We start from the raw sequence: 20,243 nt of genomic DNA, 5'->3' as shown, positions 1-20,243 counted from the left end.
TCTCGAGAAATCTACCATGTCCCTAAAATCCACCTTTAAAGGTTTCCTAGGTGAAACCGTCATCAATGTTGCCATGTGGCTAAAGCTTGAAAAAGACGTCTACCACCGATTAAACGGTATCACCTTGCCACGAGCAAATGGTGGCAGTACGCAAATCGATCATATCATCGTCTCCGTATATGGCATCTTTGTCATTGAAACCAAAAACTATAAAGGTTGGATATATGGTAGCGAGAACCAAAAGCAATGGACGCAATCGTTCCCAAATGGAAGTAAATTTAAATTCCAAAACACATTGCGCCAAAATTACTTGCATATTAAGACAATCGCAGATTTATTAGGCTTGGAGCTGAGTTACTTTCATTCGATGATTGCTTTCATTGGTGAATGTGAGTTGAAAACTCGTAATGAGCTACCCGAACACGTATTGACGAGTGGTATGGTCTCTTATGTGAAGAAAAAGCAGGATGAAATACTGACTGAAGACGAGGTCACATCCATCATTGAGCAGATTAATAGCAATAGATTTAGTAAGTCTTGGCGCACCAATCGAGAGCATAAAGCCTATCTAAAAGACAAGCATAGCAATCCAAGCCAGAATACGAATAAGCAGCCTAGCGGTAACGCTAATGATAAACCAGTTGCTGTTGCTAAAGTAGCTAATAAGCCTACACCAGAGCCGATAGTAAAAGAGACCGCTAAACGAGCTATTCTAAAAAGCAGAGAAGTGCAGCGATGGTCGGGTCAAACTGAGATCGAATCTAAAGATTTATCAATTGATAGTATGGATACTCAGCAAGCAGACACTCAGCAGACAATTACACCACACGATATGGCTAATAAGGTTTTCCTTACGCCATTTGAAAGTATAGAGTCTGAATCACAAATGGATGAGCCTGAGTTACTTAAGGCGGCAGACAACGCCGCTGATATCGACCAAGCACCAACCTGCCCAAGATGTAATGGTGAGATGGTTGAACGCATCGCAAAAAAAGGCGCACGCCAAGGACAGTCCTTTTATGGGTGCGCGCAGTTTCCTAAGTGCCGAGGCGTGGTGAATGTAGCTTAACTGTTAGTCATCTCAACCATATATCTCTTCCAAACGTAAACAAGCGACCAATCGACCATCCCATTCGCGCAGTTGTGGCTCTACTTCGCTACATTGCTGCTTGGCATAGGGGCAGCGTTTATGTAGCGCGCAGCCACTTGGTGGATTGAGTGGACTTGGTAGCTCACCTTGCAGGGTTAGATCGTTTTTATGACCATTTACTGTGGGTGCAGCAGCCAATAACGCGATGGTATACGGATGTTTTGGCGCATTATAAATGGCTTCTTTCGGCCCGTGCTCGACGGCCTGACCTAAGTACATCACCATGACATCATCAGCGACATGGCGTACTACCGATAAGTTGTGCGAGATAAAGACGTAGGCAGTACGATACTCATCCTGCAAATCCATAAATAGATTCAAGACTTGCGCTTGAATCGACACATCGAGCGCGGAAGTTGGCTCATCAGCGACGACAATTTTTGGATTGAGCATCATGGCGCGGGCGAGGGCAATTCGCTGCCGTTGACCACCCGAAAACATATGCGGAAAACGACCAGCATGTTCAGGACGTAGACCTACGTTTCTCATCATCTCGTTGATCTTGTCGCGCTTCTCTTCTTTGGACAGCTTGGTATGGATATCCAATGGTTCAGTTAGCTGATAGCCGATAGTGTGGCGAGGGTTTAAGCTGCCATACGGGTTTTGGAAGACCATTTGAATCTCGGTACGCAACTCTTTTAGCGCTTTTCTGCTATACCCAGTCGTGCCTTCATCATTGATGAACAGCTCACCATGCGTAGGTTCTTCGATCAATGTCAGCTGGCGGGCAAGGGTTGATTTGCCGCAACCTGACTCTCCAACGACGGCCAATGTTTTGCCAGCTTCGAGCTCGAACGAGATACCATTGAGCGCCTTTACGTATGCTTTTGCTTTACCCAGACCTTGTGATACTGGGTAATGCTTGTGTAAATTGTCTGCTTTTAAAACCACTTTATTACTCATACTTGTGACTCCAAAGTAGCAGCGTGAGAGGTAGGCGTGCGAGAAGAGGGATCAGCATGAATACAGCGTACCTTACCATTTGCTGTATCCAAAATAGGCGGTGGCACATCACACGTTGGCTCTTTGTAGGGGCAGCGTGGAGACAATAGGCAACCCGTTGGGCGATCGTATTGACTGGGCACAACTCCTGGTAAGCTATTCAGACGGTCTTGACCGATAGCCAGCTCAGGGATGGCTTGTAGCAACGCCTCAGTATAAGGATGCGCAGGCTTTTGAAAAATCTCTGGCACGGTACTGGTTTCGACCACTTGTCCAGCATACATGACGGCAACATCACGTGAATTCTGTGCAACCAGTCCCAAATCGTGGGTGATAAGTACCATCGCCATTTGTTTTTCACGTTGTAATCGGCCAAGCAAGTCCATGATTTGTGCTTGTACGGTGACATCAAGTGCAGTGGTCGGCTCATCGGCGATCAGTAGTTTTGGCTCACAAGCAAGCGCCATTGCAATCATAACCCGCTGACTCATGCCCCCTGATAGCTGATGCGGATAGACCTTGAGACGGTTTTTGGCGTCAGGCATCTCGACCAACTCTAGTAGCTCTAATATACGTGTTTGTACGGCGGCGCCGCGCAAACCAAGATGCTTGCGCAGAACTTCACCCAATTGCATCTCAACGGTAAAGCTTGGATTAAGACAAGACATGGCGTTTTGAAAGATCATAGAGATGTCTTTGCCAATGATGCCGCGTCTCTGTTTCGGCGGCATACCGAGCATGTCTTTACCATCAAACATCACCCGCTGAGCACGCACGCTGGCAGACGGTGGCAGTAGTCCCATCAGCGCCATCATCGTGACCGACTTACCTGAGCCTGACTCTCCTACGACAGCGATGACCTCACCTTGAGTAATTTTTAACGACACATCATCCACTGCGCGAAAGGCACGCACACCTTGTCCAAAAGTGACAGACAGATTTTCGATATCTAACAGCAACGGTGAGTCTTTTGTTGATGCGCCATTCATAGACGTGTGGTTGGTAGGTATTTTAATTAATGATTCAGTCATGTTAGGTCACCTGTTTGAGTTTAGGGTCTAGCGCGTCACGCAAGCCATCCCCCGTCAAGTTGATCGACAATGCTGCTAAGAAAATAGCGACACCTGGCCAAATAGCGAGCCAAACATTACTTTGAATATACTGACGAGCCGTACCGAGCATCGCGCCCCATTCCGCATCTGGTGGCTGTACGCCAAAGCCTAAGAAACCAATCGCACCTGCTTCTAAGATAGCAGAGGAGAAGATCATCGTTGCCTGCACGATAAGCGGTGCCATACAGTTGGGCAGAATGGTCACGAACAGTAGACGCAGTACGCCAGCACCCATGACTTGTGAGGCAATAAAGTACTCGCGCTGAAGCTCTACCATCGCGGTGGCGCGAGTCAGACGAATAAAGGGCGGTGTACAGACCAGTGCAATCGTGATAATTGTATTGGTCATAGAAGGGCCTAAGATAGCGGCAATAATGATGGCCAAAAGCAAGCTGGGATAGGACATCAAAATATCATTAACCAGCATGACCGCCTTGCCCCAAACCTTTGGCCAAAATGCGGCACTAAGTCCTAAAGAAATACCGACCAGCATAGCAAGGGTGGTCGCGCTCAAACCGATAAACAGTGAATAACGCGCGCCATACATCACTCGCGACAAGGTATCTCGGCCAGCATCATCAGTACCTAGCCAAAACATCGTATTGCCACCATCCAAAAAAGCAGGGGGCAATTGCTCTTGACCGGTAAATAGCTCATAAGGGTCATGGGGTGCAATGGCGGGCGCGAGTATGGCAACAAGCACCATTAGTGCCAGTACGATAAAACCAAGCACCGCGCCTTTGTTTCGGCAGAACGTCGACAAAAATAGCTGCCAAGAAGATGGCGGTGTGGCGGCCATAAGCTTGACATCGGAGGGGAGAACAGAAGGCTTCATGAGCAGTTCCTATAGTGGCTAGTGCATTAGATTTTTAGGCTTCTTTTTCTAACAATCATTAGAAATTTACTACAAACCTTTAAAACCAAATAAGCGCTAATCCTCACTATTTATAATATGTGTATTTATCACTGTTGATTTAAGACGTATGTCGAATGCGTGGGTTGATCAGACCATACAAAATATCAATAAATAAACTGACCAAAATCAGGGCGGTGGCGACCAGTAGAATACCGTTTTGTACAATTGGGTAGTCACGTGTGAAGAACCCATCGAGTAACCAGTTGCCAACACCTGGCCAACTAAAGATTGTCTCGGTAATGATCGCACCTGCGAGCAATGTCGCCATCTGTAAGCCAACAACTGTAACGACAGTGATTAACGCATTACGCATGACGTGTACCAGTATCACGCGGCGCGGTGACAAGCCTTTGGCACGCGCTGTACGTACATAGTCTTCATCTAACACCTCTAGCATCGCAGAGCGCGTCATCCGCGCTATCATCGCTAACGGAATGGTCGATAGTGCAATAGAAGGCAGAATGAAGTGTTTGACCACGTTCCAGAATGCACCAGGCTCACCTGATGTCAGGGAACCGAGTAGCCATGAGCCATATAGCGGCTGCACATCCAAAAACTGTGCGACAGAGATTACCCCAGCGACAGGTAAAAGTCCTAGGTAGTGGGCAAATATGCCAGTCAAAATAGGCCCCAGCAGATAAATGGGCATAGAGTAGCCTGCCAGTGCCCCTGACATGAGTGTGTAGTCAATCCATGTGCCACGGCGTAGCGCTGCAAAAATACCCAAACTTATCCCAACGACACTAGCAATGACAATAGCGCATAGCGCCAGCTCTAACGTGGGCACAAAGTGTGCAAAGAAGTCTTGCAGTACAGGGGTACGGGTACGGAAGGACTGACCGAAATCACCTGTCAAAATACCCGTTAGGTAGTCCCAATACTGGGCGATGAGGGGTTTATCTAGTCCCAGTCTCTCTAGCGCGCGAGCATGTAGCTCAGGGTCGACCATACGCTCACCCATCATAATCTCGACTGCATCTCCAGGGACGAGGCGAATTAGAGTAAAGGTGGATAGAGTGAGACCAAGATAGACAGGTATTAGGATGGCGATGCGACGTAGAATATAAAGTAGCATAGGCTGCTCAATAGTTGTGGTTCGATGATTAGAAAATTAGCAGTGATGAGCGTATTCGTGACCAAGTATTTAACCCATATTATTGATATCATTTATATAAGTGCGGCTGGGGCAGAGTATCTGACCCAGCCGAATATCAATAAATACAAATATTAATGAATTAAGAGTGCTTGTCATACAAGGACGTAATCAGCCAAGGTTATTCAACTTTTACGCCATCGAAGCGTATTGAGCCAAGCGGGCTAATCTTATAGTCGACGACGTTTGGTGCAGTGAATACGGTTACGACCGAGTGTGCCATCGTCGTCCAAGGAAGCTGTTCTTTGAAGATTTGCTGTGCTTGTTCATATTCAGCGACACGCTCGTCTTGATTATTAATCTGACGGGCATTGGTCACTAAGTTATCAAAGTCTTTGTTACACCAGCGTGAGTAGTTATTGCCGCCTACAGCATCACAAGACAGTAATGAGCCTAGCCAGTTGTCTGGGTCACCATTATCACCGGTCCAGCCAGCTAGGATGACATCAGGCTCGCCTTTAGCAGCGCGCTTGAGGTATTCGCCCCACTCATAAGTGACCAGCTTGGTATCGACACCGATCTTAGCCCAATCTGCTTGTAGCATCTCAGCCATTAGCTTGGCATTTGGGTTATATGGTCGTTGGACTGGCATATACCATAGGTCGATAGAAAGATTGTCTGCACCAGCTTCTTTAATCAGGGCTTTTGCTTTTTCGACGTCATAAGGCGCATCTTTTAGAGACTCGTCATAGCCCCACTGTGTTGGTGGCATTGGGTTGGTCGCTTTGAGACCTTCACTTTGATAAACCGCGTTGATAATCGCGTCTTTATTCACAGCCATATCTAATGCCTGACGGACTCTTAGATCACTAAGCTGAGGTTTTTCAACGTTGTAACCAACATAGCCCACGTTGAAACCAGGTTGGTCGAGAACCGTAGCCTTGCCAGACTGTTTGACAGATTCAATCTCAGCAGGTTTTGGATAGGCCGATACATGACACTCACCAGCTTGTACTTTTTGAGCACGGACTGCTGAGTCTTTAGTGATAACAAACACAAGATTATCGATATGAATATCGTCTTTATTCCAGTAGTCTGGGTTTTTGGTATAACGAATTTGTGCGTCTTTTTGATAAGAGGTAAAGACAAATGGTCCTGTACCAACAGGTTTGGTATTGATATCAGCGGCATTACCAGCTTCCATCAGTGTGTTGGCATATTCAGCAGAGTTGATGTAAGCGAATGGCATCGCTAGGTTCTGTAAAAATGGGGCGTTGGTTTCGCTCAGGGTAATTTTTACCGTGTAGTCATCGACCTTTTCGATATCAGAGATAATATCAGGTAGCCCCATGCCAACTGAATAAGGGAATTCAGCAGGATAAGATTTATTAAATTCAAAGTCTGGGTCGGTGATACGCTCTAGCGTAAAGACAATGTCGTCGGCATTAAAATCGCGAGTCGGGGTAAAGTAATCAGTCTTACCGAATTTAACGCCTTTACGTAGGTTGAACGTATAGGTTTTGCCATCTTCGCTAATCTCCCAGCTCTCAGCCAACCCTGGCTGAATCTCAGTTTCCGCTCTTTTAAACTCTACCAAACCGTTATAAATAGGGAATGCACTCGCATCAAAATCTGTACCCGAAGTATACTGCGCCGGATCAAAACCAGCAGGGCTACCTTCTGAACAATAAAGCAAAGTCTTGGCAGCTTTTGCATCAGAGCTGGCAGCAGAGTCATCAGTGGTTTTATTGTCTCCACTACAGGCACTAACGCCTAAGATGAGTGTCGTCAACAGGGTAAGTTTAAAGAGAGATTTTTGCATTATTACATCCTATGTAGTGATAGGTAGTCACTTATGATATCCAGATAGCGGTGTTCAACTATGGATATCATGAGCAAGCGTTTGATGACCTTGAAAGTGTTTATTTATATATTTTCTTATATACAAAAAGAAACATATTATGGGTTGTTATAACTTTAATTTATATCGATAGAAACTAAAAATATAAACAAGTCGTTCGAATATACTCTCTTAATCTGTAGTAGTGCAAGCTATAAATGAACTAATTTTGATAATAATTGCATCATTATGCTGTCAATAGCACGAATTTAGTAGAATATGCTAAATTTTATTGATTTTTGTCTATACATTTAATTTGTGCCAAAAAGTGATTAAGATCCAGTGTTATATGATTTTTTACTAAATACAGACGACGAGAAATAAACTGGTTACGTGCATCTGACGTAACCAGTTATGACATGTTTTTAAGGTAATTATCTATGTGACGACATTATCTTTAGCTATATTTTATGCAGAGATATTTTTGGCATGATCATGAGTTGCCTTGATAAGGTCTGCTATTTTTTCGGCAATCATAATCGTCGGTGCGTTGGTGTTGGCACTGATAAGCGTTGGCATCACTGAGGCATCAATAACCCGTAGTCCTTTTACACCGCGCACTTTTAGCGCCAAGTCAACCACAGAGTTGTCATCTGAGCCCATCCGGCAGGTACCTACTGGATGGTAGATGGTGTCAGATTTATTGCGGATATAGCCGAGCATGCCATCTTTTTCGAGATAGGGGGCAGGGTAGTCTTCTGTAATATACTTGGCGAGTGCTGACTCTTGCATGATGGCTCGAGTACGCTCGGCGCCTGCCACCATCTGCTCAACGTCTTTTGGATGTGAGAGGTAGTTTGGATCGATCAAGACGGCAGCAGAGGGATCCGCTGAGTCCAGTCTTACCGTACCGCGACTCTCAGGTCGTAAGTAGCAGCTATGGCAAGAGACCGCATAGCCACGCCTGAGGTCTCGACCATGCTCAATCACACGTGAGATGACAAAATGCAGCTGAGTGTTTGGCCACTCTTTTGGCGCATCCCCCACACTAAAGAATGCACCTGCTTCTGCATAGTTGGTAGAGAGTATGCCTGTACCATCCTTTCTCCATTGGCGAATGCTTTTGGTCAATGTCGAGAGTGCTGCTATACCGATACCGATGACATCCGTAGTATTGACCTCGTAATCAAAGACCACATCTAAATGGTCTTGTAGATTACCGCCGACTTCAGGGGCGTCTACTATGACTTCAATACCATGAGACTGTAAATGCTCGGCGGGACCAATACCTGAGAGCATAAGGACCTTAGGTGAACCGAATGCACCACCTGACAAGAGAACTTCGTGACGTGCCAGAACCGTGTGCTCCACACCGTCTTTTTCGTAGACAACACCAGTCGCTTGATCGTCTTCAATAATGACACGGTTAGCCTGGGCATGTGTGATGACAGTTAGGTTTGAGCGGTTTTGTACGGGATGTAGATAGGCGGCAGCCGCGGAGCAGCGTTGGCCTTGTTTTTCACCATGGAAGTGGGTGACCTGATATAACCCTGCACCGTCTTGTTTTTCGCTATTGAAGTCTTTGTTATGGTCCAAACCGTTCGCTATAGCCGCCTCTACAAAAGCCTTTGAGATGTCTCGCGGGCTTAGCAGATCGCTGACATGCAGTGGTCCACCATCGCCATGTAAGTCATCGCTGCCATGGACGTTGTTTTCAGCTTTTATAAAGTAAGGGAGTACATCATCAAATCCCCAGCCAGTACAGCCTTCTTCTACCCAGCGCTCGTAATCTAGTTTGCTGCCGCGCGTGTAGATCATGGCATTGATTGCTGATGAACCGCCTAGGCATTGCCCACGTGGTTGAAAACCTTTACGGTTATTAAGATGCTTTTGGGGCGTGGTATGAAAGCACCAGTTGTTCAGTTTGAGCGGCTTGCCCGGCACCATCAGAATCAGTCCGGCAGGTACGCGTACAGCCAGATCTTTCCCATCACCGCCGTACTCCAATAAGCAGACACTGATATCTGGGTTTTCGGTCAGACGGCTTGCAAGTACACAACCTGCCGAGCCACCGCCCACAATGACGTAATCAAATGTTTTGTCAAATTCCATTTTATATTCCTTATAGCATCCATGCTAATTAAAATAGGCTATGCTTTACAGTATCTATTATTTTGCTGAAATAATAAAATAAAAATGACTCGGCGGTGTCTGTGTATATCAGTAGGGTATAACCGCCCATGGGGCAGCACAGGGTGCATGGCGTAGTACTGATGCCATATTGTCTTGTTTCAAATAACCTTTCATCTTGTCCCGAATAGTCTCATACCGAACAGATCTCTGAGCGTACGATGAAGCGCTTGCCTTCAGGGATCTCTATTGAAAAACTCGCACCGCGCCCATTGACCACATCAATAGTCAGATCAGTATGCTGCCACAGATCGTACTGTGCTTTGCCCATATAAAATGGACAGCCAGCAAGCTTGCCAACCAGCACATCTTGACCGCCTACCTTAAACTCTCCTAATGGATAACACATCGGCGAGCTACCATCACAGCAGCCACCTGATTGGTGAAACATTAGCTCACCGTGCTTGGATTTCAATAGCGCAATCAATGCCTCACATGCTTCTGTTGCCATAATTTTCATAATCAACTCCTTATATTCTCATTTTCTATAAATCACCAAAAACAGCACTCTAATGGTTTATTAAAGCAAAAATGCAACCTACCTTGCGACAGATTGCATTTTTTATGCTTGTTTCAGCATGGTCACAAATTAAGAGTTGTCAAAATCTGCTTAGAAAAATCCCATCGCTTTAGGGCTGTACGATACCAGCATGTTTTTGGTTTGCTGGTAATGATCGAGCATCATCAAATGGTTTTCGCGGCCAATACCAGATTGCTTGTAACCGCCAAAGGCTGAATGCGCAGGATAGAGGTGATAGCAATTGGTCCATATGCGGCCGGCTTGGATGCCACGGCCAAAACGATAAGCGCGAGTGCCATTACGTGTCCAGATACCAGCGCCCAGACCGTACAATGTGTCATTGGCCAGCGTCATCGCTTCTTCATCGTCTTTGAAAGTAGTGACAGCAAGCACAGGACCAAAGATTTCTTCTTGGAACACACGCATATCATTGGTGCCCTCAAAAATAGTGGGCTGTACGTAATAACCGTTTGCCATATCGCCATCATGTTTGGCAAGTTCACCACCTACCAAGACTTTTGCACCTTCTTTTTTGCCGATATCCAGATAAGATAGGATTTTTTCTAATTGATCTGAGCTGGCTTGTGCGCCAATCATGGTATCGGTATCAAGCGGATTGCCCATTTTGATGGCTTTGACGCGAGCGATACAGCGTTTCATAAATTCATCATAGATGCTTTCGTGAACGAGCGCGCGTGAGGGACAGGTACAGACTTCGCCTTGGTTTAGGGCAAACATCACCAGACCTTCGACCGCTTTGTCCAAGAAGTCATCGTCTTCATCCATAATATCAGCAAAGAAGATATTCGGACTTTTGCCGCCCAGCTCTAGGGTGACTGGAATGATATTTTCGCTGGCATACTGCATGATTAAGCGACCAGTCGTGGTCTCACCAGTAAAGGAGACTTTATCGATACGTGGGTTAGAAGCGATAGGCTTGCCGGCTTCAACACCGAAGCCATTGACGACGTTTAGTACGCCTTTGGGCAGAATATCAGCTACCCCTATCAATTCAAGCATGTATAGGACAGAAGCAGGGGTTTGCTCAGCAGGCTTGAGGACGATACAGTTACCTGCCGCCAGCGCTGGTGCAATTTTCCAAATTGCCATGAGAATAGGGAAGTTCCAAGGAATGATTTGACCGACGACACCTAGTGGCTCATGAAAGTGATAAGCGACAGTATCTTCATCAATCTGACTGATGCCGCCTTCTTGTGCGCGGATAACGCCAGCAAAATAACGCAAATGATCGATGGCGATTGGAATATCAGCGGCGAGGGTTTCACGTACAGGTTTACCGTTTTCGTAGCTTTCGGCGATTGCGATGGCTTCTAGGTTGGCTTCGATACCGTCAGCAAGTTTGAGTAACATATTGGAGCGTTCAGTGACACTCGTTTTGCCCCAGGCGTCTTTTGCTGCGTGTGCTGCATCTAGTGCCGCTTCTACATCGGCTTCTTTTGAACGGGCGATCTGACAGAAGGTTTTTCCATCGATTGGGCTGGAGTTATCAAAGTACTCACCATCAATAGGAGGCGTCCACTCACCATTGATAAAGTTGTCGTATTTTTCGCGGAATTGAACGGGGCTGTCTTCAGTATTGGGATAAGCGTATAACATTAACCACTCCTTGTTGTGTATTATGGTTATCTAAAATATGGTCACTGGTGTGTGGCCATTTAAAAATAATCCTTGGTCTTCCTGACCAAGTAATCATCCTATCGTACTGAGCTTTTTTGCAGAACGATAATGACTTTTTATAATGATATATTTTTTATCATATAACTTTAAGTTATGTGATATGAGCGGGTGAAAGTGGTCCGCAAAGTGGTTGCAGCTGCTATAATTGTGAGCATCGATTTTGGCTGGCTATGGTTATTGGGTTAACCGTAGCAGCCTTGTATGTATACTATTCTTTTTCATAATATTGGTTGGTTTGGGTCTATGCGTCAATCTTCTGCTCTTGATATCCTAAAAACAGGTCAAAACGTCTTTTTGACTGGCTCAGCAGGCTCAGGCAAGACTTATACGCTCAACCAATACATCGACTATTTGCGCGCACGCCGTGTGCCCGTCGCGGTAACGGCAAGTACGGGTATTGCAGCCACACATATGAATGGCACAACGATTCATAGCTGGTCAGGTATCGGTATCAAAGATGAGCTGACGGATCGGGATTTAACCACCTTATCACGCAAGCAGTTCTTGGCAGACAGACTAAAAGATACGGCAGTATTGGTCATCGATGAGATATCGATGCTACATGCCAAGCAGCTCAATCTAGTCAGCCAAGTGCTCAAGCACATTCGCAAAAGTGACAAAGCCTTTGGTGGTATTCAGGTGGTGGTCGCAGGGGACTTCTTTCAGTTGCCGCCCATCGGTAGCAAGGGCGAGAGCAATCGTGAAAAGTTCGCGTTTATGTCTGAGGCATGGCTCGATGCCAAATTTCATATTTGCTATCTATCAGAGCAACACAGACAGGTTAGCGAAGCGGCCAATGGCGGACTAGATTTGGACGATATCCTTAACCAAATCCGTCGTCAAGAAGTGACCTTTGAGGCGATTGCGGCGTTGGAGGCGACTTATGATCAAAGCGTCGATATCAAGCGTACGCGTCTGTACACGCACAATCTCAATGTCAACAAAATCAATGACAAAGAGCTTGCTTCTTTAGAGGGAGAGACGATGCGCTTTGAGGCGACTGCCACAGGCGACAGTAAGTTGGTTGAAACCCTAAAAAAGACTGTACGGACTCAAGATGAGCTGATCCTCAAAGTTGGTGCAAAGGTCATGTTTATCAAAAACAATGCCGAGCTTGGGGTGTCTAACGGTACGATGGGTGAGCTGATTGGTTTTGCGGCAGTCAAAATAGATGATAGCAAGGACAATAGTGATGCGCTAATCGAAGACGATAGCATCGATGTCATTGATGAAGATGCTGCTGGCGAAAAAAAGACGAAAAGTAAGAAGTCCACTGCTAAAAAAGATAAAGATAAAGATAAAGAAAAGCCAAAAACAAAGAAAATAACCACGCAAAAAATGCCTGTGGTGCGGCTCAACTCAGGACGTGAAGTCATCGCTGAACCTGAAGAATGGATCATCGAAGATGAAACGGGCGATGTGCTGGCAAGCTACTTGCAAGTTCCGCTCTGTCTGGCTTGGGCGATTACCATTCACAAATCACAGGGCATGACCCTTGATGCGGCTGAAATTGATCTGTCACGCACCTTTGAGTTGGGTCAAGGCTACGTAGCATTGTCACGACTCAAGTCACTGGCAGGGTTACAGCTGCTCGGTATGAATGACATGAGTCTACAACTTGATCCGCTAGCACGCGGGGCAGACAAGCGATTCTTAGTGCTGTCTGCAGAGGCAGATGCCAACTACGCCATGCTAGATGAAGAGAGTATGCAGCAGGCACACGAAAAGTTTGTTTTGAAATCAGGTGGAACGCTGAGTAAATCTGTCATTGATGCCTATACGGCGCTGCAAAAAAAGCGCCGCGAGCAGCAGCAAGCGCAAATAGACAAAAAACAAAAATTAGGCAATCAAGTCTCTGATAAATCAGAGAGTACTTTGCTTGCGACTAGAGTGCTGTTAGAGGAGAGTCTGACCATAGCAGAGATCTCACAAGCGCGTCAGCTGTCACAATCAACCATCATGCGTCATATCGGTGAGCTAAAATCACAAGACCCCAGCCTTGCCTGTGATCATCTGCGCCCAGACGATGAGGTGATGACAGCTGTAGGCAATGCATATGTCGCCATCAAGGTCGCTAACAACCCAAATGACTTCAATGATGATGGTAGTATCAAGCTGCGCCCCATATTTGATCATCTTAAGCAGAGCATCGACTACAATACCATTCGCTTGGCTCTGATTTTTATCACGCCATAAGTATTTGTTGCTGCATAGGTAGCTATCTATTGCCGCACAGAATGTCATTGCAGATCTTATGGTACGACAGTACCAAACCCACTATTAGAGCGTGCCAAGAGTGACCGCGCTCACTCTTTATCTTTCTTATTTGATAGCGATACCTTGTTATGCCTGATTTTTCTAATGCGACTTACCAGTTGACATCCGATCCCATCGCGACGACGTTTCGTACGACTGGTGAGCACTCACAGCCACTAAGAGTCGCCATCAATGGTTTTGGACGTATAGGACGCAATGTACTGCGCGCCTTGCTAGAGCGCTTTGAGGTATTGGGACGTGCTATCCATGTCGTTGCCATTAATGATTTGGCACCGGCAGATATTTTGCTGCATCTCCTAAAATTCGACAGTACACACGGTCGCCTTAGTCGATTGGGCGTCGATGCTGAGATCATAGAAAGTAACGCGGATAATGGAGGCAAAACCCAGCTTTGTCTAACCAAAAACAATCTAACATATTGTATCAATATGCTATCAGAGCCTGATCCACAAAACCTATCTTGGCAGTCGCTGGGCGTCGATGTGGTACTAGAGTGTACCGGTCATTTTCGCTCTTACGAGCAGGCGATGTTACATATCGATGCAGGCGCGCAGCAGGTCATTATTGGTGCTGCACCATTCGATGATGTGGACGCTTGTATCGTTATGGGCGTCAACACAGACGCGCTGACACTTGAGCTACCGATTATCTCTAGCGTGTCTTGTACCACGCAGGCATTGGTGCCGCTGATTGACACACTGGACAAAGCATTTGGTGTGAGGTCTGCCATGATGACAGAGATTCATGCGGTCACCGCCGATCAGACTGTACTCGATCAGGCGCATCGAGACCCAAGGCGCGCACGTGCTTCTGGCTATAATATTATCCCAACGACGTCCAGTAGTATCGCTGCAACAGAGCGTGTCTTGCCAGCCATGGTTGGCAAGATAAATGGGCACTCGATACGTGTACCTACTATCGATGTGGCAGCAATCGATGTGACTTTTGTATTTGACACGCCAGATGTCAGTATTGAGGATATTCGTGAGACGCTCAAGTCAGCCAGTCAAGCGCATCTGCATGACATCATGGCGTATACCGATGAGCCGTTGGTCTCTAGTGATTTTATTCATCAGACCGAGTCGCTGATCATCGATGGTCAGCAGCTCATGCAAGTAGGCGACCAGTACAAGGTTTTTGCGTGGTACGACAATGAGTGGGGCTATGCCAATAGGCTGCTAGATATGTGCCTACATCTGGCTTATAGCAAGTGATAATCATCTGATTAGAACGTATTTGAAAATTAATTGAACTTTTTTAGATTAGGGGCTTGCATTATAAAATGATATCTATATAATGATGCACCAATGGAGACGTGGCAGAGCGGTTGAATGCACCGGTCTTGAAAACCGACAAGGGTTAATAGCCCTTCGAGAGTTCGAATCTCTCCGTCTCCGCCAAATTCGAAAAATCCCCAATCAGCAATGATTGGGGTTTTTTTATGGGCATTTGTAAAGGTTTAAGTCATACATCTCATAGATGTCTTTATTAGTCTACTTTGGACAGCTATTTTGCTAACGAGTTGCCAAACTCGATGATCTGGTCATCCACTAATACTAGGGTGCCTTCTTTGATCTCAATGGTCATGCCTGTGGTGTTTTTGATCGCACGCATGACATTGATGTCCTCAATACTGCTATCGATGACTATCTTTCCAGATTGCTCAGGCTCAATAGCAGGATCAAATGTGATCAAAGGGACATTGAAGTTCTTGCCTTGCTCAAGGTTATCGTCTTGCATCGTCAGCGTACCTTTGAAGCTCTCAATAGGTACTGTCCCATGATTTGATAGCATAAACTGCATTTTGACTTGGTTTAAACTGTCACTATCACTGGTTTTGATGGGCAGCAGGGCGACAGGATATTTCTGAGCTGTCGCATTTGCTGTCTCACCAGTGACAATAGGGCTTTTCTTACCTGTTGGATTATCAGGATGCAGGCGCTCGTATTCACGTTGTTGTATCAAGGCTTGCTTGATCGTGGTACGCGGCATGGCACCTGACTCATACGCATCGCTGAGTTTCATACGCAGCATATAGCGACTGAGGACTTGCTGATCGGCTGCAGGTAGTTGTTCAAAGGTTTGTCCTAATTCGTCTTGCCACTGGTCAGAATCAGTAGGTATGGTTTTTTGGCTTGGATCTGTTTGCGGCGACGAGCAGCCAGAGGCAAGCGCGAGCACCGTAACCGTCATGGTCAAATACAAAGCCTTGTTAAAACGCCGCTGTAAACCTTTCATCGTATACCCCCTTATGCATTTCTATTATGATAAAGCCTGTCTAATAGTGATGGCTATTTTCTTAATATACCTCGTTTAAGGGGAGATTGTGTTTAATTATGGCTAACTGCGGTAGTAAAATGTCCAAAGTACTAAAAAGTGAACACCTTTAAATAGGACAGATAACAGCATAAATAAAAGAGAGTGCAAGAATAAAAAAGGTGCATTGTTCATTAACAGTAATAAAGCAATCGACAAAAAAAGACCACATTCGCATCAGCAAACGTGGTCTTTTTTTTGACACTCATTATTAGGTTTTATGTGCCAAGTGATGATGTCTATGCTGTCGTTTCAATATCGACTTTCATTTCGATATCGACAGCATTATTGATCGTTGTCTTGAAGTTCAGACAAAGAGTGCGTGATATGATTGTTGTGAGTAACCACAATAGCTTCATCAATGATACGTTGGCTCACGCCGCGCTTGCGTAGTGTCTCGATAAAAACTTCATCATGAGCCAGTGTATAGTCTTGATGATCACGATCGAGACCTTGGCGAATATATAAGCGAATAAGCCCTTGAATGCGTTTGAAACCTAGGTCTGATGACGTTGTTTCTAATAGCTCAATCATTTCTTCAGACAAACGAATACTGATCGGGCGCATAATTTTTTGCGGATGATCAGAAAACTTATTTTTTATACGTACAGGTATCATAATAAACCATTACTTTTAGTGAGTAGGAGCAAAGCACTCAAACAAAAACGAACCCAATCCAAATTAATCTTACCATACAACAAAAACGCCTAAAATAACACTATAGCCATGCAATACGCTTAAACTTATAAGTACATATTAATATTATTATAAGTGCCTATAAAAGAGGCAACAATAAAAAAACCTTCATCAAATAGTGATGAAGGTTTTTAGTATATGGCTCTCCAACCTGGGCTCGAACCAGGGACACACGGATTAACAGTCCGTTGCTCTACCAACTGAGCTATTGGAGAATAAGCTGTCATAACACTAAGCATTTTAGCTTTGTGACCAATCAATTTCTTGGCTTGTTTGCGTTATGTGGGGCACATTTTAGCCAAGTCATTAGGGGCTGTCAACCTTATTATGTCATTAATCAGAAATATTATTACAATTATCAAAAATAGGCGTTTGTGCCTTACCAAATAAGCTATTTCAGTACTGATATTTACCAAATACAGGTAGCAATTGGCTGTAGCAATGACGGACATCTATAAAAATCTCGTCCAGCATACAGACAAGTTCAGATGGATATCAAAACGGCATGCTAATTAACTGCAAAAACATACGGTTTTTTGAATATTAAGGCAAGTACTACACTATTTGACACAATAAAGACGCAAGACAGCCCTTCACATTGCTAGAGTATTGCTATAAAATACCTACCATACGGTATCTTTAATATGTATTTAACAAGTATATTGTTAGTAAATGCTTGAACAAAGGCGGGTGTGCTAAAGATGAGTCCTACAACAATTGCCTACGGTTACCTGACCATTGCCATTATATGTGAAGTGATTGGCACGACTTTTTTGATGAAATCAGAGCAGTTCACCCGTCTGGTGCCGACCATTATGATGGGCGCGCTTTATACAGTCTCATTTTATTTATTGGCACAGACGCTCAAGACCATACCGCTGGGCATTGCCTATGCATTGTGGGGCGGGCTGGGCATTGTGCTGACCTCGCTTGTGGGTGTGGTGCTATTCAAGCAAACCCTTGATACGGCAGCAGTAGTCGGCATTGCTATGATTGTTGGCGGTGTTGTTGTCATGAACTTATTGTCTAATTCTGTGGTGCATTAGTATGAATATAGAAGTGGAAAATGCTCATAAGCGTAAAAAACAGCCAGAAGTGGTTCGTCGGGCGCTGCTGGATCAAGCGGCACGGATAACACTAGAGCAAGGGCTGACTAAGGTGACGTTTCAGGCGGTCGCTGATGCAGTAGGGGTAACCAAAGGCGGCGTTATGCACCATTTCGCTACCAAAAATGCTCTGGTTATCGAAGTGTTCAATGATGCGATGGCCAAATTTGAGGCAGAAGTAGATGCTGCTATGGCAAAGGATCCTGTGAGTTATGGTGCTTTTACTCGTGCTTATATCGACGCCACTATCAGTTTGGGCGAAAAAGCGCAGGCAGAATATGACAATCAAGCAACCTTATATGTATTGATGCTAGGGGATAGCGAATTACGTGAAATGTGGGCTCAGTGGGCCAATGCCCAATTAAAGAAACATGCCGCAACTGACGATACCGAAACCTTATGCATGGTCCGTCTGACTGCTGATGGTATTTGGCTCTCGGACTTTTCAGGTGTCGATATAGCAGACAAAAAGAGGCTGCGTGATCGACTGATAAAAATGACGCAGCGTGATTTTGATAACAGCACTGATTAGATAACAATGCTGACTAAATGACAGCGCACAGGTCAGATAGAAGTAACAACCAAATAAAAGCTTAAATCAGAAAATATTAAGACTGATAAGGGTTCAGCTGTTAGGCAGCGAAGCTCTGATAGGCGTAGATAAACCACTTAATAAACATCTAACGACGAAAGACTATATTCACAAATTTAACTCATGATGACATCGCATGGTCAGCACTTTTACAACGCTGCTGCTACCCATTGTCCCAAGGAATATTTATGACAGACATCAATAATTTGACAGACATTATCGATCTAGAACAAGTACAAACTGCTTATGTTAATGGTCGTTACTTGCCTGTAGATGACACGCTAACCACTTTTGAAGATATCAACCCAGCGACTGGTGAGGTATTGGCTACCATCCAACAAACAAGCAATGAGCAGATTAATGAGGCGGTAAAAGCTGCACATAAAGGTCAAAAAATTTGGGCTGCGATGACGACTGTGGAACGTGGTCGAATCCTCTCAAAGGCTGTTGAGATATTACGTGCACGTAATGATGTACTGGCATTGCTGGAAACAAAAGATACGGGCAAAGCATACTCCGAGACAAAATATGTCGATATCGTCACTGGTGCTGATGTCGTTGAGTACTATGCAGGGCTGGCACCAATGATCGAGGGTCGCCAGATTCCATTGCGTGATACGAGCTTTGTTTATACTCGCCGTGAGCCGCTGGGCGTGGTTGCTGGTATCGGTGCGTGGAACTATCCTATTCAGATCGCCATGTGGAAAGCAGCACCTGCACTGGCTGCTGGCAACGCAATGATCTTTAAACCGTCAGAAGTTACTCCTCTGACTGCCTTAAAACTGGCTGAGATTTTTACAGAAGCAGGACTGCCAGATGGTGTGTTCAATGTCGTACAAGGCAACTACGAAGTGGGTCAAGCGCTGACTGAGCACCCAGATATCGCCAAAGTATCATTCACAGGTGGCGTACCGACTGGCAAAAAAGTCATGTCAAGCGCAGCAAGCTCGTCTTTAAAAGACGTGACTTTAGAGCTTGGTGGTAAGTCACCGCTAATTATATTTGAAGATGCCGATATTGATACCGCCGCTGACATCGCGATGATGGCCAACTTTTATAGTACCGGTCAAGTATGTACTAACGGTACGCGTGTCTTTATCCCTAAAGCGCTGCAAGAAAAATTTGAGCAAGCCATCTTAACGCGCGTTAATCGTATCAAGCTTGGCGATCCGGTGGATGAGAACATCAACATGGGTCCACTGGTTAGCTTCCCACATATGGAGCGCGTGCTTGGCTATATCGAGCAAGGTAAAAAGAGCGGTGCTCGTCTGCTAACAGGCGGCGCACGTGTGACGACAGACGAGCTTGCAAATGGTGCTTTTGTCGAGCCGACCGTATTTACAGATTGTAGCGATGATATGACTATCGTCTGTGAAGAAATCTTTGGTCCGGTCATGTCAATCTTAACCTATGAGACTGAAGAGGAAGTGATTCGCCGTGCTAACGATACCGATTACGGCTTAGCAGCTGGTGTGGTGACGGCTGATCTGAAGCGCGCGCATCGCGTCATCGCTCAGATCGAAGCAGGTATCTGCTGGTTAAATACGTGGGGCGAGTCAGCAGCACAGATGCCAGTCGGTGGTTACAAGCACTCCGGTATTGGCCGCGAAAACGGTGTTGAGGCGCTTGAGCATTATACTCAAACCAAATCTATCCAAGTAGAGTTGGGCGCGTTTGAATCGGTCTTTTAAGCGTTGATAGTTTAGCAATTTGTATTGAAAGAAACTAAGACAGTAAGGTCATCCTCCAGCTTTATTTGACCTTTCTGATACGAAACGATTTATGTTTTTTCCAT

The 20,243-nt window shown here is 45.4% G+C and carries 16 protein-coding genes and 2 tRNA genes; 7 read left to right on the top strand and 11 right to left on the bottom strand.

Features of this window, described 5'->3' with window-relative positions:
- Positions 1-16: 16 nt before the first annotated feature.
- Positions 17-1,069: an NERD domain-containing protein gene (locus AC5JPY_RS04455; protein WP_493852209.1), complete on the top strand. Its 1,053-nt coding sequence runs from the start codon at positions 17-19 to the stop codon at positions 1,067-1,069.
- A 12-nt stretch (positions 1,070-1,081) separates the two neighbouring features.
- Here the strand turns inward: AC5JPY_RS04455 and AC5JPY_RS04450 are convergent, their stop codons facing one another.
- The 8 genes from AC5JPY_RS04450 to exaC all read right to left on the bottom strand — a co-directional run bounded on the left by AC5JPY_RS04450 (position 1,082) and on the right by exaC (position 11,380).
- A complete protein-coding gene (locus AC5JPY_RS04450; RefSeq protein ID WP_493852208.1) occupies positions 1,082-2,053 on the bottom strand; it encodes a peptide ABC transporter ATP-binding protein in 972 nt (323 codons plus the stop codon).
- The gene (locus tag AC5JPY_RS04445) at positions 2,050-3,123 is read right to left on the bottom strand and encodes an ABC transporter ATP-binding protein (RefSeq protein ID WP_493852207.1); all 1,074 of its coding nucleotides are present in this window, start codon (positions 3,121-3,123) and stop codon (positions 2,050-2,052) included. Before AC5JPY_RS04445 ends, AC5JPY_RS04450 begins: the two co-directional genes overlap by 4 nt.
- Position 3,124: 1 nt before the next feature.
- Positions 3,125-4,039: an ABC transporter permease gene (locus AC5JPY_RS04440; RefSeq protein ID WP_319052179.1), complete on the bottom strand. Its 915-nt coding sequence runs from the start codon at positions 4,037-4,039 to the stop codon at positions 3,125-3,127.
- Between the two features lie 139 nt (positions 4,040-4,178).
- A complete protein-coding gene (locus tag AC5JPY_RS04435) occupies positions 4,179-5,195 on the bottom strand; it encodes an ABC transporter permease (protein WP_319052180.1) in 1,017 nt (338 codons plus the stop codon).
- Between the two features lie 199 nt (positions 5,196-5,394).
- Positions 5,395-7,035 (bottom strand): ABC transporter substrate-binding protein, encoded by a 1,641-nt coding sequence (locus AC5JPY_RS04430; protein ID WP_319052181.1) that lies wholly within the window; start codon positions 7,033-7,035, stop codon positions 5,395-5,397.
- 486 nt (positions 7,036-7,521) lie between these two features.
- Complete coding sequence (locus tag AC5JPY_RS04425; RefSeq protein ID WP_493852206.1) at positions 7,522-9,165, bottom strand: GMC family oxidoreductase; 1,644 nt, start codon at positions 9,163-9,165, stop codon at positions 7,522-7,524.
- 211 nt (positions 9,166-9,376) lie between these two features.
- The gene (locus AC5JPY_RS04420; protein WP_493852205.1) at positions 9,377-9,703 is read right to left on the bottom strand and encodes a DUF779 domain-containing protein; all 327 of its coding nucleotides are present in this window, start codon (positions 9,701-9,703) and stop codon (positions 9,377-9,379) included.
- 150 nt (positions 9,704-9,853) lie between these two features.
- A complete protein-coding gene (gene exaC, locus AC5JPY_RS04415; protein WP_493852204.1) occupies positions 9,854-11,380 on the bottom strand; it encodes an acetaldehyde dehydrogenase ExaC in 1,527 nt (508 codons plus the stop codon).
- Between the two features lie 324 nt (positions 11,381-11,704).
- On the opposite strand from exaC, the gene AC5JPY_RS04410 reads away from it, so the two are divergent.
- The 3 genes from AC5JPY_RS04410 (at position 11,705) to AC5JPY_RS04400 (ending at position 15,138) form a co-directional block, all read left to right on the top strand.
- On the top strand, positions 11,705-13,657 hold the full coding sequence (locus AC5JPY_RS04410) for an AAA family ATPase (RefSeq protein WP_493852203.1): 1,953 nt from the start codon (positions 11,705-11,707) through the stop codon (positions 13,655-13,657).
- Between the two features lie 149 nt (positions 13,658-13,806).
- The gene (locus tag AC5JPY_RS04405) at positions 13,807-14,952 is read left to right on the top strand and encodes a type I glyceraldehyde-3-phosphate dehydrogenase (protein ID WP_493852202.1); all 1,146 of its coding nucleotides are present in this window, start codon (positions 13,807-13,809) and stop codon (positions 14,950-14,952) included.
- 95 nt (positions 14,953-15,047) lie between these two features.
- Positions 15,048-15,138 (top strand) — tRNA-Ser (locus AC5JPY_RS04400).
- 106 nt (positions 15,139-15,244) lie between these two features.
- Here AC5JPY_RS04400 and AC5JPY_RS04395 read toward each other — a convergent pair.
- From AC5JPY_RS04395 to AC5JPY_RS04385, 3 genes are all read right to left on the bottom strand, one after another.
- Positions 15,245-15,976 (bottom strand): hypothetical protein, encoded by a 732-nt coding sequence (locus AC5JPY_RS04395; RefSeq protein ID WP_493852201.1) that lies wholly within the window; start codon positions 15,974-15,976, stop codon positions 15,245-15,247.
- Between the two features lie 363 nt (positions 15,977-16,339).
- Complete coding sequence (locus AC5JPY_RS04390; protein ID WP_443526028.1) at positions 16,340-16,672, bottom strand: CopG family transcriptional regulator; 333 nt, start codon at positions 16,670-16,672, stop codon at positions 16,340-16,342.
- Between the two features lie 217 nt (positions 16,673-16,889).
- Positions 16,890-16,965, bottom strand: a tRNA-Asn gene (locus AC5JPY_RS04385).
- Positions 16,966-17,442: 477 nt separating this feature from the next.
- Between AC5JPY_RS04385 and AC5JPY_RS04380 the strand changes: the two genes are divergently transcribed.
- From AC5JPY_RS04380 to betB, 3 genes are all read left to right on the top strand, one after another.
- Entirely contained in the window at positions 17,443-17,796 is a 354-nt protein-coding gene (locus AC5JPY_RS04380; protein ID WP_493842737.1) for a DMT family transporter, read from the top strand.
- Between the two features lies 1 nt (position 17,797).
- Positions 17,798-18,388 (top strand): TetR/AcrR family transcriptional regulator, encoded by a 591-nt coding sequence (locus AC5JPY_RS04375; RefSeq protein ID WP_443526031.1) that lies wholly within the window; start codon positions 17,798-17,800, stop codon positions 18,386-18,388.
- Positions 18,389-18,636: 248 nt separating this feature from the next.
- Positions 18,637-20,139, top strand: coding sequence for a betaine-aldehyde dehydrogenase (gene betB / locus AC5JPY_RS04370; protein WP_493852200.1), 1,503 nt, complete (start codon positions 18,637-18,639; stop codon positions 20,137-20,139).
- Positions 20,140-20,243: the final 104 nt, after the last annotated feature.

It is taken from the genome of Psychrobacter sp. H27 (assembly GCF_059072655.1).
Note: the sequence above shows the minus strand (reverse complement) of the source record. Positions and strands in the feature narration are given on the sequence as shown.

Bases quoted from the DNA above. Each gene is read 5' to 3' on its own strand.
- AC5JPY_RS04455 (WP_493852209.1), top strand. From the start codon at position 17: ATGTCCCTAAAATCCACCTTTAAAGGTTTCCTAGGTGAAACCGTCATC.
- AC5JPY_RS04450 (WP_493852208.1), bottom strand. From the start codon at position 2,053: ATGAGTAATAAAGTGGTTTTAAAAGCAGACAATTTACACAAGCATTAC.
- AC5JPY_RS04445 (WP_493852207.1), bottom strand. From the start codon at position 3,123: ATGACTGAATCATTAATTAAAATACCTACCAACCACACGTCTATGAAT.
- AC5JPY_RS04440 (WP_319052179.1), bottom strand. From the start codon at position 4,039: ATGAAGCCTTCTGTTCTCCCCTCCGATGTCAAGCTTATGGCCGCCACA.
- AC5JPY_RS04435 (WP_319052180.1), bottom strand. From the start codon at position 5,195: ATGCTACTTTATATTCTACGTCGCATCGCCATCCTAATACCTGTCTAT.
- AC5JPY_RS04430 (WP_319052181.1), bottom strand. From the start codon at position 7,035: ATGCAAAAATCTCTCTTTAAACTTACCCTGTTGACGACACTCATCTTA.
- AC5JPY_RS04425 (WP_493852206.1), bottom strand. From the start codon at position 9,165: ATGGAATTTGACAAAACATTTGATTACGTCATTGTGGGCGGTGGCTCG.
- AC5JPY_RS04420 (WP_493852205.1), bottom strand. From the start codon at position 9,703: ATGAAAATTATGGCAACAGAAGCATGTGAGGCATTGATTGCGCTATTG.
- exaC (WP_493852204.1), bottom strand. From the start codon at position 11,380: ATGTTATACGCTTATCCCAATACTGAAGACAGCCCCGTTCAATTCCGC.
- AC5JPY_RS04410 (WP_493852203.1), top strand. From the start codon at position 11,705: ATGCGTCAATCTTCTGCTCTTGATATCCTAAAAACAGGTCAAAACGTC.
- AC5JPY_RS04405 (WP_493852202.1), top strand. From the start codon at position 13,807: ATGCCTGATTTTTCTAATGCGACTTACCAGTTGACATCCGATCCCATC.
- AC5JPY_RS04395 (WP_493852201.1), bottom strand. From the start codon at position 15,976: ATGAAAGGTTTACAGCGGCGTTTTAACAAGGCTTTGTATTTGACCATG.
- AC5JPY_RS04390 (WP_443526028.1), bottom strand. From the start codon at position 16,672: ATGATACCTGTACGTATAAAAAATAAGTTTTCTGATCATCCGCAAAAA.
- AC5JPY_RS04375 (WP_443526031.1), top strand. From the start codon at position 17,798: ATGAATATAGAAGTGGAAAATGCTCATAAGCGTAAAAAACAGCCAGAA.
- betB (WP_493852200.1), top strand. From the start codon at position 18,637: ATGACAGACATCAATAATTTGACAGACATTATCGATCTAGAACAAGTA.